A 15,258-nucleotide genomic window follows, 5' to 3' on the forward strand; every position below is an offset into this window, starting at 1 on the left:
GCACGACTCCGTTGGTGCGCAACGGAAACCTGAGGACCGTGCCCTGATCGGACACGCTCAGCGGTTCTCGCTCCCGGTGACCGTCAGCGGTCGCGTGGTCACGAGAGGGAGGTCAACCAGTTCCGCAGCAGGTGCGCCCCGGCGTCGCCGGACTTCTCCGGGTGGAACTGGGTCGCCCACAGCGGCCCGTTCTCGACGGCGGCCACGAACTCGTCGCCGGCGTGGTCGGCCCACGTCACCAGCGGCGGCCGGATGTGGTCGGCGGCCTCCAGCTCCCACCTGCGCACGCCGTAGGAGTGCACGAAGTAGAACCGGGTGTCCTCGTCCAGGCCCGCGAAGAGCTTCGAGCCCTCGGGCGTGCGGACCGTGTTCCAGCCCATGTGCGGCACGATCGGCGCTTCCAGCCGCTCGACGGTGCCCGGCCACTCACCGCAGCCCTCGGTCAGCACGCCGTGCTCGATGCCGCGTTCGAAGAGGATCTGCATGCCCACGCAGATGCCCAGCACCGGCCGGCCGCCCGCGAGGCGTTCGCCGATGATCCGCGCACCCCGCACCGAGTTGAGACCCTCCATGCACGCCGCGTACGCGCCCACGCCGGGCACGACCAGCCCGTCGGCGTTGCGCGCGGCGTCCGCGTCCGCGGTCACCTCGACCTGGGCGCCGACTCGCTGGAGCGCGCGCTCGGCCGAGCGCAGGTTGCCGGAGCCATAGTCAAGTACGACGACACGTGCCACGCCGTCCAGGTTAGTCGGTCGGAGCCGCGCCCTGCGTCACCGGGATGACCGGGAGCACGGTGTTGACCGGTTTGCGGCCCACGACGACGCGCCGCATCGCCGCACCCACCGCGAAGAACGACAGCAGCAGCGCCAGCAGCACGAGCTTCACCCACAGCGGCGTGGTCACCACCACCAGGACGACCAGCGCGAGCAGGCAGAACCAGAGGTAGCCGCGTTCGAGCCACCAGGGCAGCCGCGGCGGGGCGAGCTGCTCCAGGCGGGTGTCCGCCCTGCCCTCGTCGACGAGCTCGCAGACCTGGGCCACCTCCGGCAGCCCGAGCGCGGCGAACACCCTCGGAACCACCTCCACGCCGTCGTGGTGGTCGCGCAGCAGCGCCGCCACCGCGTCGCGGTCGACCTGCGGCGCGGCCTCCGCGAACCGCTCCAGGTAGACGGCACGGGCCTTCTCCTGGCCACGGTGGTCGAAGAACCGGCCGAACGCGCGCTGGAACCAGCGGCCGAACCACCCGTGCTGGTTCGCGTCGACGCCGAGCCGCCGCACCTGCTCCGCGGTTCCCCACGTCCAGGCCCGCGAGACCCGGCCGACGGCGGGGTAGACGATCGCGGCGTCGGAGTTCCACACGGCCGCCACCGCACGCGTGCCGGCGGTCTTGCACACCTTCACCACCACGCCGAGCGCGTCGAGCTGACGGGACCTCGGGGAGAACAGGAGCACGGTGCCGGACTGCACCGGGATGAGCGCCGCGGGGCCGAGGCTGGCGCCGTGCATGGACAACTGCAGCTCGGCGGCGTTCAACGGGGTCCAGATCAGCATTCTCACGCGCGCCATCATTCCTCCTCGGCCGCGCGAGCCCAGGCCGACATGCCCAGGACGGCCTGGTTGCCCGCGGCGAAGGGCCGGCCGGGCGCCTCGGCCGCGCCGCGCCGTTCGCCGGCCACCGCCTCCCACCACTTCTTCTCGTGGTGCGGCACGGCGTCGTCGGTCTCGCCGGCGTCGATCCCGCGCACGGCGGCGGCTTCCGCGTGGAACCCGGCTCCTTCGAGCGCGGTGAGGCCCTGTTGTTCAGCGGCCGCAACGGCTTCGGTGAGCCAGCCGAGCCCCTCGGGCAGCCGGTCCGGCCGTGCGGGCTCGAACGAGGTGTCCGGTCCGAACCGCCAGCCGCGCAGCCTGCCGTCGAAGTGGACGAGCCACGCGGTGGTGTCCGTCCACAGCAGACCGGTGGCGGCGCTGCCCTGGATGCGGAGCAGCCGCAGGTCGTCCCACACGGACGGGTGCGGCGCGGGGCCGAGCACGAAGGTGCCGTGCGGCACGGGTACCGGCAACCTGGGCCGGGCGCCGCGCCGGTTGAGCACCGTTCGTGTCGACTCCGCGTCTGCTGTGGTCCAGGTGACCACACGAGGGGTGTGCACGACCGGGCATCTGGCCCGATCGTGCCCCCCGTTCCCGCTAAACGGCGCGAGAAGGCGCGCCGGTCCAGTCATCCCCCATGACTGCGAACATGTTCCTTCACCCCCTGAAGAAACTCCGCACAGCGCTCCCCAGCCCCACCACGTCGAGGTCGTGCGCAGCGTCGTGGTCCTCGGCCGTGCCGTAGTTGCGGAGCTCTGCGTGTCGTTTGACACCCGTAGAACGAATGCGGTGCGGGATTTGTTGCAAGGTTTCGGAAACCAGATGGGCCGAAGTTCCCTCCAGGTACGGTTCCACGACCATGACGTCCGCGTGGTCGGTGTCCGCCACCGCCCTGCGCAGACCGTCCGAGTCGAACGGTCGGATGGTCGACGCGTACAACACGGTGACGTCGGCGTTCTCCGCCTCGACCGCCCGCAGCACGCGGTCGAGCACCGGCCCCACGGCCAGCACGACACCGCGTTTTCCGTGACGCAGCGCGGTGAACCCCTCACCCACCGGATACGCCCGTGCGTTCTCGTGCAGCGAAAGCCTCATGTAGACCCGGTTGTCCTTCCTGAGGGCCTGTTCGAGCAGTGGCGTGACCTCCTCCGGATGACCGGGTACGTGCACCTCCCATCCCGGCAACGTGTCGAACAACGCGATGTCCCCAGGCGACTGGTGCGTGCGCCCCCACACCGGATCGTCATACGAGGCACCGATACTCACGAACACCGCACCCACGTCCTGATGGCCGATGTCGAGCTTGATCTGCTCGTACGGCCGTTCGACCAGGAACGGCGCGTAGCTGTGCACGACCGGCCGCAACCCCGTGAGCGCCAACCCACCCGCTACGCCGACCATCGTCTGTTCGCGGATGCCGACGTCCACGACCCGTTCGTGGTCCTGCGGGAAGTTGGCCGCCGAGATCACCGCGGTCACGACGGCGACCCTCGGGTCGTTCCGCAACGCCTCGTTGACCGTCTTGATGAACGCCTCGCGCATGGTCATCAGTAGCTCTTCTCCGTCCTGGCCACCACGACGCCCGGCCCGTCGTGCCGCGCGGTCAACGCCTCGAAGATGGCCTCGTGGTCACGCCCGTCGACGGTGGCCGCCGCCCATCCCTCGACCTCGAACCGCCGCGCGATCCCGCCGGGCCAGCCGTACCACGCGGACTGGTTGTCGATCACGATCGCGGTGAGGTTGCCGAGCCCCAGCCGCGCCGCGACCGCGATGGCCTCGTGGTTGCTGCCCTCGTCCAACTCCCCGTCGCCCACCAGCACGAACGTCCGCCCCGCGCTCTTGGCGATCCGCTGCCCGACCGCCGTCCCCACGGCGATCGGCAACCCGTGCCCGAGCGACCCGCTGCTGATCTCGACCCCGTTGACGAGCACGCGGTCCGGGTGCTGCCCGAGCGGGCTGTCCCACGACGTCCAGTCGTCCAAAGTGGACTCGTCGATGAACCCCTTCTCCGCGAGCACCGCGTAGTAGGCCATCGGCCCGTGCCCCTTGGACAACAGGAACCGGTCCCGGCCGGGATCGTCGACGGTCGCGGGCGTCACGTTCAGCACCCGGTCGTAGAGGACCCAGAGCACGTCGATCGTGGAGGCCGCCGCCCACCCGTGCTTCTCGTCCCCGGTCATCCTCGCGAAGAGCCCTGGTATCCGCTGCATGCCACCAACTCTCCAACCTCGACCATGCTGGAGGTCAAGCGGCTACGATGATCGGGTGAGCAAGCTGCCCGAACTGCTGACCATCGGCCAGGTCGCCGAACGCAGCGGCGTCCCCCACACCGCACTGCGCTTCTACGAGGACCGCGGCCTCATCGGCTCCGTGCGCACCGCCGGCAACCAACGCCGCTACCAACGCTCAGTCCTGCGCCGCCTCGCCTTCATCCGCACCGCCCAACGCGTCGGCCTCACCCTCGAAGACGTCCGCGCCGCCCTCGCCCAACTCCCCGACAACCGCACCCCCACGAAATCCGACTGGGAACGCCTCTCCCGCTCCTGGAAAACCGAGCTCGACGCCCGCATCGACGCCCTCCACCGCCTCCGCGACCGCCTGACCGGCTGCATCGGTTGCGGCTGCCTCTCGCTGCGCAGCTGCGCGCTGCAGAACATCGACGACGAGCAGGCCGAGCTCGGGCCCGGCGCGCCGCGGCTGAAGCCCGTGCTGGAGGGTGGGTCTGCTTAGGGGGCTTCGGATTGACCGCACGTGGTTCGGGCGGGCGAGGTTCGGGCGGGCGAGGTTCGGCCGGCGGTTCCGTTCGGCCGCGATTCCTTGCAGCGGTGGCATTCGGCGGTTTCGTGCGGCGGCTCCGTGCGGCCGCGATTCCGTGCACCGGTTCCGCTCACCGGTTCCGCTCACCGGTTCCGCTCACCGGTTCCGCTCGGCGGCTCCGCTCGCCGGTTTCGTCCGGCCGCGGTTCCGTTCGACCGCGATGTCCACACACTCCCTCCTGTCTGCGGACGTCCTCCGCCGTTCTCAGGGCCGCCACTCTCAGGGCCTCCGCTCTCAGGGCCTCCGCCCGCCTCTCCTCCCATCCCCACTTCACTCCGCAGACCGCCCTCCCACCGCCCCAGCCCGTGCCCACCGAGGTCCGCCCTCCCGCGTTTCCTATTTCCGGGGCGAAGATGACCATGTGTTCCGGACATGTGCGATCGACCCACATGTACAAGACGCCGCCACCCGCGGATCCGGACAAGCTTCACCCATCCGACTGACCCACACCGCCCCCACCTGGGCAGACACCCCGCAAGCCCCAAGCCCGGGGAAGCAGAGAAAACCGCTCGACCCCCTGTGCTTTCCTGAGGTCCATGGAAGAAGAAAGAATGATCCGCCTGTCGAAGCGGATGTCGAAGGCCCTCCGGCACCAGCCGGAACGCGTCGGCCTCACCCTCGACCCGCAGGGCTGGGTGAGGACAGCCGACCTCCTCGCCGCACTCGGCATCACCCGCGAGGACCTCGAAGAGGTCGTCCGCCGCAACGACAAGCAGCGCTTCACGATCGACGAGGACCGCATCCGCGCCAACCAGGGCCACAGCGTCGAGATCGACCTGGCCCTGGAGCCCACCGCACCGCCGGACGAGCTGTTCCACGGCACGGTCCAGCGGTACCTGGACGACATCGAGCGCGACGGGCTACGGCCGATGTCGCGGCACGACGTGCACCTGTCGCCCGACCGGGAGACCGCCCGCAGGGTCGGGGCGCGCCGCGGACGGCCGTTGATCCTCGTGGTGGACGCCAAGAGGATGCACGAGGACGGCCACGAGTTCCGGGTCAGCGCGAACGGGGTGTGGCTCACGCGGCACGTACCGGCCGACTACCTCCGGCAGGCGTGAAGGAACGGCAGGCGTGAAAGAGCGAAGTGGACAGCGCGAGCCGCAACCACCGCACGAGCCGCAACCAGCGGACAGCCCGCACGACCCACCCCGAACCCGAACTCGGCCCTAGATCAGCCAGAGCACCGCGCCGCCGACCGCCACCACGGCCAGCACCAGGAGCACCACGGCCAGGAACCGCGCCGTCTTCCACGTCGAGTAGACGCCACCGCCCAGGAAGCCCGCCAACGCCAGCAGGCCGATGACGACGACCTCCTTCGGCATCAGAGCACGCCCTTGGTCGACGGGACGCCGCCGACGCGCGGGTCGGGTTCCACGGCCGCGCGCAGTGCGCGGGCGATGGCCTTGTACTCGGCTTCGGCGATGTGGTGCGGGTCGCGGCCGTACTCGACGCGCACGTGCAGCGCGATCTGCGCGTGGAACGCCAGCGACTCGAACACGTGCCGGTTCAGCACGAACGGGTAGTTGCCGCCGATCACGAAGCTGTTGAACTGCTCCGGTTCGCCGCGGTGCACGGTGTACGGGCGGCCCGACACGTCGACCGCCGCGTGCGCGAGGGTTTCGTCCATCGGGATCCAACAGTCGCCGAAGCGGCGGATGCCCTTCTTGTCCCCCAGCGCTTCGCGCAGTGCCTGGCCGAGCACGATCGCGATGTCCTCGACCGAGTGGTGGGCGTCGATGTGCGTGTCACCGGTGGCGCGGACGATCAGGTCGAAGCAGCCGTGCACACCGAACGCGGTGAGCATGTGGTCGTAGAACGGCACGCCGGTGCTGATCTCCACCTGGCCGGTGCCGTCCAGGTCGATTTCGACGTAGACCGACGACTCCCTGGTCGTGCGCTCGACCTTGCCAACGCGACTCACCGGCTGACCTCCTTGCTGGCCGCGAGGAAGGCGTCGTTCTCCTCGGGCGTTCCGATGGTCACCCGCAGGTGACCGGTGATTCCGACGTCCCTGATCAGCACGCCGTGGTCGAGGTAGGACCGCCACGTCGACCGGGCGTCGGAGAACCAGCCGAACAGCACGAAGTTCGCGTCCGACGGCACGACCTGGAAACCCAGCTCCGTCAACGCGGCCATCACGCGCTCGCGTTCCGCGGCCAGCAGCGCCACCGAGCCCAGCGTCTCCGCGGCGTGCCGCAGCGAGGCCCGTGCGGCGGCCTGCGTCAGCTGCGACAGGTGGTACGGCAGGCGCACCAGCTGCAGCGCGTCCACGACGGCGGGGGCGGCCGCGAGGTAGCCCAGCCGGCCGCCGGCGAACGCGAAGGCCTTCGACATCGTGCGCGAGACGATCAGCCGCGAGCCGTACTCGTCGAGCAGGCCGATCGCGCTCTCCTGCGAGGAGAACTCCGCGTAGGCCTCGTCCACGACGACCATGCCGGGCGCCGACGCGATCAGCAGGCGCAGGTCCTCCAGCGGGATCGACTGGCCGGTCGGGTTGTTCGGCGAGGTCACGAACGTGACGTCCGGCCGCAGCTCGGCGATCACCGCCGCGGCCTTCTCCACGTCCAGCGAGAAGTCCGGGCGGCGCGGCGTCGGCGACCACTCGGTGCGCGTGCCGGCCGCGATGATCGGGTGCATCGAGTACGACGGCTCGAAGCCGAGTGCCACCCGTCCGGGGCCGCCGAACGCCTGCAGGACCTGCTGGAGGATCTCGTTCGACCCGTTGGCCGCCCAGACGTTCTCCGACGTCAGCGTCACCGACGTCGCCTCGGTCAGGTAGGCGGCCAGGTCCTCGCGCAACGCCACGGCGTCGCGGTCGGGGTAGCGGTGCAGCTCACCGGCGATCTCCGCGACGGCCGCGACGACGTCGGCCGCGAGGGCGTCCGTGGGCGCGTACGGGTTCTCGTTGGTGTTCAGGCGGTACGGCACGTCGAGCTGCGGCGCGCCGTAGGGCGTGCGGCCGCGGAGGTCCTCGCGCAGAGGCAGGTCGGACAGCTCCACGCGTGCGCCGACGACGGGCTTCATCGGGGGAACCTCGCCGTCACGGCCTGACCGTGCGCGGGCAGGTCCTCGGCGTTGGCCAGGACGACGACCTTGTCTGCGACCTCGCGCAGGGCTTCCTCGGAGTAGTCGACCACGTGGATGCCGCGCAGGAACGTCTGCACGGACAGCCCGGACGAGTGCCGCGCGCAGCCACCGGTCGGCAGGACGTGGTTGGAGCCCGCGCAGTAGTCGCCCAGCGACACCGGCGAGTGCGCGCCGACGAAGATCGCTCCGGCGGACCGGATCCGCGCGGCCACGGCGCGGGCGTCGGCGGTCTGGATCTCCAGGTGCTCGGCGGCGTAGGCGTCGACGACCCGCACGCCCTCGTCCACGGAGGACACCAGGACGACGCCGGACTGCTTGCCGCCCAGCGCCGTGCGCACCCGCTCGTGGTGCTTGGTCGCGTCGACCTGGCGGGCGAGCTCGACGTCCACGGCGTCAGCCAGTTCGGCCGAGGTGGTCACGAGCACCGAGGCGGCCAGCGGGTCGTGCTCGGCCTGGGAGATCAGGTCGGCGGCCACGTGCACCGGGTCGGCGGTCTCGTCGGCGAGGATCGCGATCTCGGTCGGGCCCGCCTCGGCGTCGATGGCGACGAGCCCGCGCAGCAGGCGCTTGGCGGCGGCCACGTAGACGTTGCCCGGCCCGGTCACGATGTCGACCGGTGCGAGCTCGGCGCCGTCGGTGTCCACGCCGCCGTGCGCCAGCAGCGCCACGGCCTGCGCGCCACCCGCGGCCCAGACCTCCTCGACCTCCAGCAGCGCGGCGGCGGCGAGGATCACCGGGTGCGGCAGGCCACCGAACTCGGCCTGCGGCGGCGAGCACACCACCAGCGACTCGACACCGGCGATCTGGGCGGGCACCACGTTCATCACGACCGACGACGGGTACACCGCCAGGCCGCCGGGCACGTACAGGCCGACGCGCGCGACCGGGACCCACCGCTCGGTGACCGTGCCACCCGGCACGACCTCGACGGTCTTGTCCTCGCGCCGCTGCGTGGAGTGCACGCGGCGGGCGCGCGTGATGCACTCCTCCAGCGCCTCGCGCACGGCCGGGTCCAGAGACGACAAAGCGGACGAAAGTTCGGAAGCGGGCACGCGGACAGCACTGAGACGAACGCGGTCGAACTTCTCGGTGTACTCCTGCACGGCCTCGACGCCGCGCTCGGCCACCGCCGCCACGATCGGGCGCACCTGATGCAGCACCGCGTCCACGTCCACCTCGGCGCGCGGCAGGACTGCGCGCAGCTGAGCGGGGGTCATGGCGCGACCTCGCAGGTCGATGCGGCTGAGCATGCCCACAGCGTAGTTCCTGCCGAATTCTGTCAACGGTCAGCCCGCTATCGGCGCTACCTCACGCCGTGACCGCCCGGCCACGCTCGGTCGAGCACCACTCCGTCGCAAACCCCTGCTGATGATGGAGGAACGATGTCCACCAAGCGCCGCGGCAAGATCGCCGCAGTGCTCGCCGTCTGCCTGCCCGTGCTGGTCGCGGGCATGGCGGTGCCCAGCACCGCCGACTCCGGCCGGTACCTGCTGGAGGTCACGGCGAACACGTCCGCCGAACGCACCCAGGTCGCCCAGATCGGCGTCGACGTGCTCGGCGCCACGAAGCTCACGACGGTCTCGGTCGTCGCGGACAAGTCCCAGTACCGCGCCCTGCAGGCGACCGGTCTGCCGATCAAGTACGTCGGCGACTTCGAGCAGCAGCTCAAGAGCCTGGGCAAGGTCGACTTCACCGACCCCGCACCCGGCCAGGTCGGCACCCAGGACTTCCCGTCCGGCTACACCGGCTACCACAACTACGCCGAGATGACGGCGGAGCTGCAGCAGACGGTGCGCGACCACCCGGCGCTGGCGAGCCTGCGCAGCATCGGCAAGAGCTACCAGAACCGCGACATCTACGCGCTGAAGATCAGCGACAACGTCGCGACCGACGAGAACGAGCCGGAGGTGCTGTTCACCTGCAACCAGCACGCCCGTGAGCACCTGACCGTCGAGCAGTGCTTGCAGATCATCAAGCGCTACACCGACGACTACGCCAACCCGGCGATCAAGAACCTGGTGGACAGCCGGGAGATCTGGTTCGTCCCGATGGTCAACCCGGACGGCGTCGAGTACGACATCGCGACCGGGTCGTTCCGCGGCTGGCGCAAGAACCGCCAGGGCAACGGCACCGACCTCAACCGCAACTGGGGTTACAAGTGGGGCTGCTGCGGCGGTTCCAGCGGCAGCAGCACGTCGGACACCTACCGCGGCACGGCGGCGTTCTCCGCGCCGGAGACCAACGTCCTGCGCAACTTCGTGAACTCGCGCGTCGTCGGTGGCGTCCAGCAGATCAAGACGAACATCGACTTCCACTCGTACTCGGAGCTCGTGCTGTGGCCGTACGGCTACACCAACTCGGACACCGACACCGGTCTGAACGCCGACGAGGCGCGCGCGTTCCAGACGCTCGGCCGGCAGATGGCCGCCACCAACGGCTACACGCCGGAGCAGGCGAGCGACCTGTACATCACCGACGGCAGCATCGACGACTGGATGTGGGGCCAGCACAAGATCTGGTCGTACACCTTCGAGATGTACCCGAGCGGTAGCGGCGGCCTCAACGGCTTCTACCCGCGTGACACGGTCATCGCGCAGCAGACCTCGCGCAACGACCGCGCCGTCGACCTGTTCGTCGGCTACTCGGACTGCGTGAAGCGGGTCATCAACCAGACCTGCTGATCCGTTCCAGCGCCTGGTCGACCTCGTCGGGAGTGACGAAGTAGTGCGGGGAGGCCCGCACTACCTCGTCCAGGCCACGGCGGGTCATGTCGATCAGCGTGGACGCGCTCTGGGACACGGTCACGGCCACCCGCTGCTCCCAGAGCCGGTCCTTCAGCTCCATCGGCGGCACCCGCTCGCTCGTGAACGTGACGATGCCCGACTGCCGCTCACCGAGGTCGTGCACGGTGATGCCGGGCAGGTCCGCGAGCCCGTCGCGCAAGCGCTTGGCACGGGCGGTGACCTCGGCCTCGATCACGTCGAGCCCCTTGGCCAGCGCGTACTTCACGGCGGCGATCAGCCCGAGCCGGTCGGCGACGCTGTACTCCCACAGCTCGAACCACCGCGCGTCGTCGCGCGGCCGGTACTCGGTGCGGCCGGTCCACTCGGCACCGCTGTGGTCGAACAGCCGCGGCCGCAGCCTCTCCCGCACGGCGTCCCTCACGACGAGCGCGCCCGTGCCGCGCGGTCCGCGCAGCCACTTGCGGCCGGTGCAGACGAGCAGGTCGTAGTCGAGGCCGCGCAGGTCGAGCTGGCCCGTGGACTGGCACGCGTCGAGCAGCACCAGCGCGCCGACCTCGTGCGCCTTCGCGGTCACCTCGTTCACCGGGTTGACCAGGCCGCCGTTCGTGGGCACGTGCACCAGCGAGACCAGCTTGACCCGTTCGTCGAGCTCCAGCGCGCCGACGTCGACCTGGCCGTGCCGGTCGGAGCGCATGACCTCGACCGTCGCGCCGGTCTCCTCCGCGCGGCGCAGCATCGGGACCGCGTTGCCGCCGTACTCGACCTCCGTGACCAGCACGCGGTCGCCCTTCGCCAGCGGAACGGCGTCGAACGCGGTGAGCCACGAGCGGGTGGCGCTGTCGGTGAACGCGATCTCGGTGGGCGCCACGCCGAACAGCTCGGCGAGCACGCCGTAGCCGGCTTCCAGGTCGTCACGGCGTTCCGCGGCGGCCCGGTAGCCGCCGATCTCGGTCTCCCGCCGCAGGTGCCCGACCACCTCGTCCACGACGCAGGCGGGCGGGATGGACGAACCGGCGCTGTCGAGGAAGATCAGGTCGCTCACCCGCCCCACTCTGCCACCACCCGTGGGCGCGAGGGCCCGGTTCCGGACCGGCAACCCCGGGGCCGTGGTGCGTGCGCTGCGGAAATAGGCTCTGCGCCATGGTGGAGATCCCCTACGGCAAGCGCATGCGGCCGCGGTACTGGCGGTTCCTGATCATCACGGCGGTCGGGATCGGGCTGGTCGCGTTCGCGCTGCACGTCTGGTGGCTGCAGGTCGTGCTGCTGCTGGTCGGGGTGCTGAACCTGGTCGTGTGCGTGGGTGCCCTGTACGTGCTGCACAAGCAGCCGCACTCGGTGTCCGGCGACGAGCTGCGGCTGCGGCAGCTCGGGTTCTTCGACTGGCGGCTGCCGACCGCGGACCTGGCCGCGGCGCAGGTCGCCGAGCGCGGTCACCAGGGCCGGCGCACCGTCGAGGTGGTCGGGGACGCGGTCGTCATCCAGTCGCTGGCCAAGACGAACGTGTCGGTGCCGTTCCGCGAGCCGCAGCTGGTCGACCTCGGCCGGACCGGGGCGAAGCAGGTGCGGCGGGTGGAGTTCTGGGCGGACGACCCGGAAGCGGCCGTGCGCGAGATCAACGCACGCCTCACTTAGGTTCCCACCGCTCGATGTTCCACCACGGGCCCCACGACAGCGCGCCGTAGGAGTTCGGGTCGACCACGGGCTGGTAGCCGTTCCACGAGTCGCGCAGCACGTACGCGTGCTCGGGGAACACCAGCACGGTCATCGTCGGCACGGCCGCGTACGCCTGCTGGAAGAGCTTGTAGGCCACCGCGCGCTGGGCCGGGTCGATGAGCTTGCGGCCGTTCTCCAGCGCGGCGTCAGCGGCCGGGCTGCCCTGGCCGCGCAGGCCGTAGAGCATCAGGTCCGGGTCGAACGGCGAGCCCTCGCCCGACAGCAGCGCGTCCTGGCCGATGCGCGGCCGGATCGCCTCCCACGACAGGCCCGCGAGCTGCACCTCCACGCCGACGGCCTTGGCGTCGGCGGCGAACGCGGTGGCGAGGTCGGCGCGCAGGTCGTCGCCGAGCGGGTACATCAGCGTGAAGCGGGCGGCCACGCCCTCGCGGACCCGGATGCCGTCGGGTCCGGGCACCCAGCCCGCGGCGTCGAGCTGGCGGGCGGCCTCGGTCTTGTCGTAGCGGAACTTCACCGTCGGGTCGAAGTCCTCCGCGAGCGCGTCCGGCACCGGTGTGAAGCCGACGGTGCCCTTGCCCTCCAGCAGGCTGTCGATCATGCCCTGGCGGTTGACCGCGTAGTTCAGCGCGAGCCGGATGCCGGCGTTGCCGGTGACCGGGTGGCCCGCCGGCAGCGCGACGGCCCGGTAGTCGGCGCTGCGGTGGTACTGCACCCGCAGTCCCGACCGGTTGGCGAACCCGGCGGCCAGCTTGGGCGGCAGCACCGTGCCGTCGAACTCGCCGTCCTGCATGCGGCGCACGCGCTGGTTGTCGTCGGTGACGAAGACGACGGTCAGCCGCTTGATCTTCGGCGCGCCGCCGAAGTAGCCCTCGTTGGCCGCCAGCAGCAGCCGGTCGCCCTTCTTCCAGTCCACGACCTTGTACGGGCCGGTGCCGACGGGCTGCCCGTTCGGGTTCGCCTGCTCGCTCGGGAGGATGCCGAGCACGAGCAGGTGCGGGAACGCGGCGTGCTGCTGGTTGAGCTGGAACCGGACGGTGGACGGGTCGAGCCGCTCGACGGTCTTCAGCGTGGCGAACCGGTCCCTGACCTGGCTCTGCAGCGCGGCGGTGTAGGTCGCGACGACGTCCTCGGCGCCGAACGTGCTGCCGTCGGTGAACTTCACGTCACCGCGCAGCTTCACCGTCCAGCTCAGCCCGTCCGGCGCGGGCTGGGGCAGGTCGGCGGCCAGCTGCGGCGCGAGCGAGCCGTCCTGGCGGTGCTCGACGAGCCCGTCGTAGATCTTCGACACGCCCTGCGCGCCGTAACCGAGCAGCGGGTTCAGCGTCGTCGGCTCGTCGCGGTCGGCGAGCACGATCGACGTGCCGTTCGCCCCACCGTCCGGGCTGGGGGCGGCGGTCTCCGTGCAGCCCGCGAGGACCAGCAACGCGACGAGGAGCAGTGGGTAACGCGACACAGTCCGCGACCCTACAGTGGTGCTCATGCGCATCGCCGTGAGTCAGATCAGCTCCACCACCGACCCCCGGTCCAACCTGGAGCTCGTCCGCGACGCGGTGCGCAGGGCCGACGGCGCGCGGGTGGTCCTGCTGCCCGAGGCGACGATGTGCCGCTTCGGCGTGCCGCTGGGCCCGGTCGCGGAACCGCTGGACGGCCCGTGGGCCTCCGCCGTGCACGAGATCGCCGCCGCGCACGACGTGGTGGTCGTGGCGGGCATGTTCACACCGTCCGGCGACCGGGTGGCGAACACGATGCTGGTGACCGGCCCGGACGTGCACACCGGCTACGACAAGATCCACCTGTTCGACGCCTTCGGGTTCCAGGAGTCGCGCACGGTCGCCCCCGGTTCGGACGTGGTGACATTCGACGTCGACGGCGTCACGCTGGGCGTGGCCACCTGCTACGACATCCGCTTCCCGGCGCTGTTCACGGCGCTGGCGGACAAGGGCGCGTCGGCGGTGCTGGTCGGTGCGTCGTGGGGCGCCGGGCCGGGCAAGAAGGAACAGTGGGAGCTCCTGGTGCGAGCGCGCGCGTTGGACTGCACGTCGTTCATCGTGGCGTGCGGCCAGGCCTACCCCGGCGACCTGGGTTCGTCGGCGCCGACCGGCATCGGCCACTCGACCGTCGCCAGCCCGTTCGGGGAGGTCGTGCTCCAGCTGTCCGACCGGCCGGAGGTGGCGGTGGCCGACCTCGACCTGGCGTCGGTGGAACAGGCACGCGAGGTGCTGCCGGTGCTGGCCAACCGACGGCTACGTTGAGTTCCATGCGCCTCGTCACGGCCGTGGTGGCCGCGTTGTTGTTGTTCTCCGGCGTCGCCTCGGCAACGCCTTCGCGCGGCGTGACCGCGCACGTCATCGCCCAGTGGTCGGCCGCCGGCCGCGACTACACGTTGCGGGAGCTCACCATCGACCCCGGCGGCAGCACCGGCTGGCACAACCACGACGGCACGGTGTACGCCGTGGTGAAGGCGGGCGTGCTGACCAGGACGCTGGGCGACTGCACCACGACGTTCGTGCACCACCGCGGCGACGTCCTCGTGGAGGAACCGAACCACGTGCACATCGGCCGCAACCTCGGCACCGCGCCGATGGTGCTGGAGGTGCTGTACGTCAACCCCGCGGGCACGCCGTTGTCGCGCGACGAGCCGAACCCGGGCTGCTCGTTCGACTGAGCCACCTGCGTTAGGTTCCTGCCGTGGCTTTCTCGCAGGACCAGGCACGACACCGGTTCGCCGGCGCACGGGTCGCCCGGCTGGCGACGACCGACGCGAGGTCGGTCCCGCACCTCGTGCCGGTCACCTTCGCGGTGCACGACGACGTCGTGGTCTTCGCCGTCGACCACAAGCCGAAGACCACGACGAGCTTGAAGCGGTTGCACAACATCGAAGCCAACCCACGGGTGTCCTTGCTCGTGGACGAGTACGACGAGGACTGGTCCCGGCTGTGGTGGGTTCGCGCGGATGGTGTCGCGCGAGTGCCGGTCGAAGACGAGGAGCGGAGCCGCACGCTCGGCTGGTTGTGTGCGAAGTACCCCCAGTACCGGGGGAACGTTCCCGCCGGACCGGTGGTCTGGGTCGACGTGCAGGCGTGGCGTGGCTGGTCGTTCACGCCTTGAACGTCCCGCGCCCGAAGGCGTTCCGCCGAGCACCATCTGGAATGCGGCCTGACGGTGCGTCGAGACGGCCTCGGCTACACCTCCGAGTTGCCGGCCGGCAGCGACGGGCGATGCGCGAACTGCTGTGCCAGGCGTGTGCGGGGCCGGCTGATCGAATCTTGGAGGGCGTCCTCTGGTTGATGCGGGAGCTGCGCGGGTGCGGCTTCGACTGAGCGCTTGACCTCAAGCTAGGTCGAGC

At 70.7% G+C, this 15,258-nt stretch carries 18 protein-coding genes; 7 read left to right on the top strand and 11 right to left on the bottom strand.

All coding sequences use genetic code 11. The features are described from left to right. Positions 1-98: 98 nt before the first annotated feature. The 5 genes from hisH to ADL03_RS09715 form a co-directional block, all read right to left on the bottom strand. Positions 99-734, bottom strand: a complete 636-nt coding sequence (gene hisH, locus ADL03_RS09695; protein WP_053733040.1) for an imidazole glycerol phosphate synthase subunit HisH — start codon at positions 732-734, stop codon at positions 99-101. A 10-nt stretch (positions 735-744) separates the two neighbouring features. Then, a complete protein-coding gene (locus ADL03_RS09700) occupies positions 745-1,557 on the bottom strand; it encodes a hypothetical protein (protein WP_157528415.1) in 813 nt (270 codons plus the stop codon). Positions 1,558-1,565: 8 nt separating this feature from the next. Next, complete coding sequence (locus tag ADL03_RS09705) at positions 1,566-2,147, bottom strand: hypothetical protein (RefSeq protein WP_157528417.1); 582 nt, start codon at positions 2,145-2,147, stop codon at positions 1,566-1,568. 97 nt (positions 2,148-2,244) lie between these two features. Continuing rightward, complete coding sequence (locus ADL03_RS09710; RefSeq protein ID WP_157528419.1) at positions 2,245-3,135, bottom strand: transketolase family protein; 891 nt, start codon at positions 3,133-3,135, stop codon at positions 2,245-2,247. Continuing rightward, a complete protein-coding gene (locus tag ADL03_RS09715) occupies positions 3,135-3,797 on the bottom strand; it encodes a thiamine pyrophosphate-dependent enzyme (RefSeq protein ID WP_053733043.1) in 663 nt (220 codons plus the stop codon). Before ADL03_RS09715 ends, ADL03_RS09710 begins: the two co-directional genes overlap by 1 nt. 55 nt (positions 3,798-3,852) lie before the next feature. On the opposite strand from ADL03_RS09715, the gene soxR reads away from it, so the two are divergent. Both soxR and ADL03_RS09725 read left to right on the top strand, forming a co-directional pair. After that, the gene (soxR, locus tag ADL03_RS09720; RefSeq protein WP_053733044.1) at positions 3,853-4,317 is read left to right on the top strand and encodes a redox-sensitive transcriptional activator SoxR; all 465 of its coding nucleotides are present in this window, start codon (positions 3,853-3,855) and stop codon (positions 4,315-4,317) included. A 623-nt stretch (positions 4,318-4,940) separates the two neighbouring features. After that, the gene (locus tag ADL03_RS09725) at positions 4,941-5,465 is read left to right on the top strand and encodes an RNA 2'-phosphotransferase (RefSeq protein ID WP_053733045.1); all 525 of its coding nucleotides are present in this window, start codon (positions 4,941-4,943) and stop codon (positions 5,463-5,465) included. Positions 5,466-5,573: 108 nt separating this feature from the next. Here ADL03_RS09725 and ADL03_RS48310 read toward each other — a convergent pair whose 3' ends face one another. Genes ADL03_RS48310 through hisD form a run of 4 tightly spaced genes read right to left on the bottom strand, consistent with a single transcriptional unit; the run spans position 5,574 to position 8,744 of the window. Beyond that, on the bottom strand, positions 5,574-5,729 hold the full coding sequence (locus ADL03_RS48310) for a hypothetical protein (protein WP_197288232.1): 156 nt from the start codon (positions 5,727-5,729) through the stop codon (positions 5,574-5,576). Next, entirely contained in the window at positions 5,729-6,328 is a 600-nt protein-coding gene (gene hisB, locus ADL03_RS09730; RefSeq protein WP_053733046.1) for an imidazoleglycerol-phosphate dehydratase HisB, read from the bottom strand. The genes ADL03_RS48310 and hisB overlap by 1 nt, the downstream gene beginning before the upstream one ends. After that, positions 6,325-7,431 (bottom strand): histidinol-phosphate transaminase, encoded by a 1,107-nt coding sequence (locus ADL03_RS09735; protein WP_053733047.1) that lies wholly within the window; start codon positions 7,429-7,431, stop codon positions 6,325-6,327. Before ADL03_RS09735 ends, hisB begins: the two co-directional genes overlap by 4 nt. Beyond that, the gene (hisD, locus tag ADL03_RS09740; protein ID WP_053733108.1) at positions 7,428-8,744 is read right to left on the bottom strand and encodes a histidinol dehydrogenase; all 1,317 of its coding nucleotides are present in this window, start codon (positions 8,742-8,744) and stop codon (positions 7,428-7,430) included. Before hisD ends, ADL03_RS09735 begins: the two co-directional genes overlap by 4 nt. 132 nt (positions 8,745-8,876) lie before the next feature. Between hisD and ADL03_RS09745 the strand changes: the two genes are divergently transcribed. After that, entirely contained in the window at positions 8,877-10,175 is a 1,299-nt protein-coding gene (locus ADL03_RS09745; RefSeq protein ID WP_157528421.1) for a M14 family metallopeptidase, read from the top strand. Here the strand turns inward: ADL03_RS09745 and ADL03_RS09750 are convergent. After that, positions 10,159-11,280, bottom strand: a complete 1,122-nt coding sequence (locus tag ADL03_RS09750; protein WP_231641706.1) for an aminotransferase class V-fold PLP-dependent enzyme — start codon at positions 11,278-11,280, stop codon at positions 10,159-10,161. The two genes, ADL03_RS09745 and ADL03_RS09750, sit on opposite strands and share 17 nt — an antisense overlap. A gap of 98 nt (positions 11,281-11,378) precedes the next feature. On the opposite strand from ADL03_RS09750, the gene ADL03_RS09755 reads away from it, so the two are divergent. Further along, positions 11,379-11,870 (top strand): hypothetical protein, encoded by a 492-nt coding sequence (locus ADL03_RS09755; protein WP_053733049.1) that lies wholly within the window; start codon positions 11,379-11,381, stop codon positions 11,868-11,870. Here the strand turns inward: ADL03_RS09755 and ADL03_RS09760 are convergent. Continuing rightward, positions 11,863-13,365 (bottom strand): ABC transporter substrate-binding protein, encoded by a 1,503-nt coding sequence (locus ADL03_RS09760; protein ID WP_197288233.1) that lies wholly within the window; start codon positions 13,363-13,365, stop codon positions 11,863-11,865. The genes ADL03_RS09755 and ADL03_RS09760 overlap by 8 nt on opposite strands. A gap of 25 nt (positions 13,366-13,390) precedes the next feature. Here ADL03_RS09760 and ADL03_RS09765 point away from each other — a divergent pair, with 25 nt between their 5' ends. From ADL03_RS09765 to ADL03_RS09775, 3 genes are read left to right on the top strand one after another with little or no spacing between them, the layout of a single operon-like run. Continuing rightward, entirely contained in the window at positions 13,391-14,164 is a 774-nt protein-coding gene (locus ADL03_RS09765) for a carbon-nitrogen hydrolase family protein (RefSeq protein ID WP_053733110.1), read from the top strand. Between the two features lie 5 nt (positions 14,165-14,169). Beyond that, positions 14,170-14,577 carry a cupin domain-containing protein gene (locus ADL03_RS09770; RefSeq protein ID WP_053733051.1) on the top strand — a complete coding sequence of 136 codons (408 nt, stop codon included), beginning with the start codon at positions 14,170-14,172 and terminating at the stop codon, positions 14,575-14,577. A 23-nt stretch (positions 14,578-14,600) separates the two neighbouring features. Next, entirely contained in the window at positions 14,601-15,020 is a 420-nt protein-coding gene (locus tag ADL03_RS09775) for a TIGR03668 family PPOX class F420-dependent oxidoreductase (RefSeq protein WP_053733052.1), read from the top strand. Positions 15,021-15,258: the final 238 nt, after the last annotated feature.

It is taken from the genome of Nocardia sp. NRRL S-836, assembly GCF_001279525.1.
Lineage (GTDB): Bacteria > Actinomycetota > Actinomycetes > Mycobacteriales > Pseudonocardiaceae > Lentzea.

Coding starts and splice junctions, on each gene's coding strand:
- ADL03_RS09710 (WP_157528419.1), bottom strand. CDS start 3,135: ATGACCATGCGCGAGGCGTTCATCAAGACGGTCAACGAGGCGTTGCGG.
- ADL03_RS09715 (WP_053733043.1), bottom strand. CDS start 3,797: ATGCAGCGGATACCAGGGCTCTTCGCGAGGATGACCGGGGACGAGAAG.
- ADL03_RS09725 (WP_053733045.1), top strand. CDS start 4,941: ATGGAAGAAGAAAGAATGATCCGCCTGTCGAAGCGGATGTCGAAGGCC.
- ADL03_RS48310 (WP_197288232.1), bottom strand. CDS start 5,729: ATGCCGAAGGAGGTCGTCGTCATCGGCCTGCTGGCGTTGGCGGGCTTC.
- ADL03_RS09735 (WP_053733047.1), bottom strand. CDS start 7,431: ATGAAGCCCGTCGTCGGCGCACGCGTGGAGCTGTCCGACCTGCCTCTG.
- hisD (WP_053733108.1), bottom strand. CDS start 8,744: ATGCTCAGCCGCATCGACCTGCGAGGTCGCGCCATGACCCCCGCTCAG.
- ADL03_RS09745 (WP_157528421.1), top strand. CDS start 8,877: ATGTCCACCAAGCGCCGCGGCAAGATCGCCGCAGTGCTCGCCGTCTGC.
- ADL03_RS09755 (WP_053733049.1), top strand. CDS start 11,379: ATGGTGGAGATCCCCTACGGCAAGCGCATGCGGCCGCGGTACTGGCGG.
- ADL03_RS09765 (WP_053733110.1), top strand. CDS start 13,391: ATGCGCATCGCCGTGAGTCAGATCAGCTCCACCACCGACCCCCGGTCC.
- ADL03_RS09770 (WP_053733051.1), top strand. CDS start 14,170: ATGCGCCTCGTCACGGCCGTGGTGGCCGCGTTGTTGTTGTTCTCCGGC.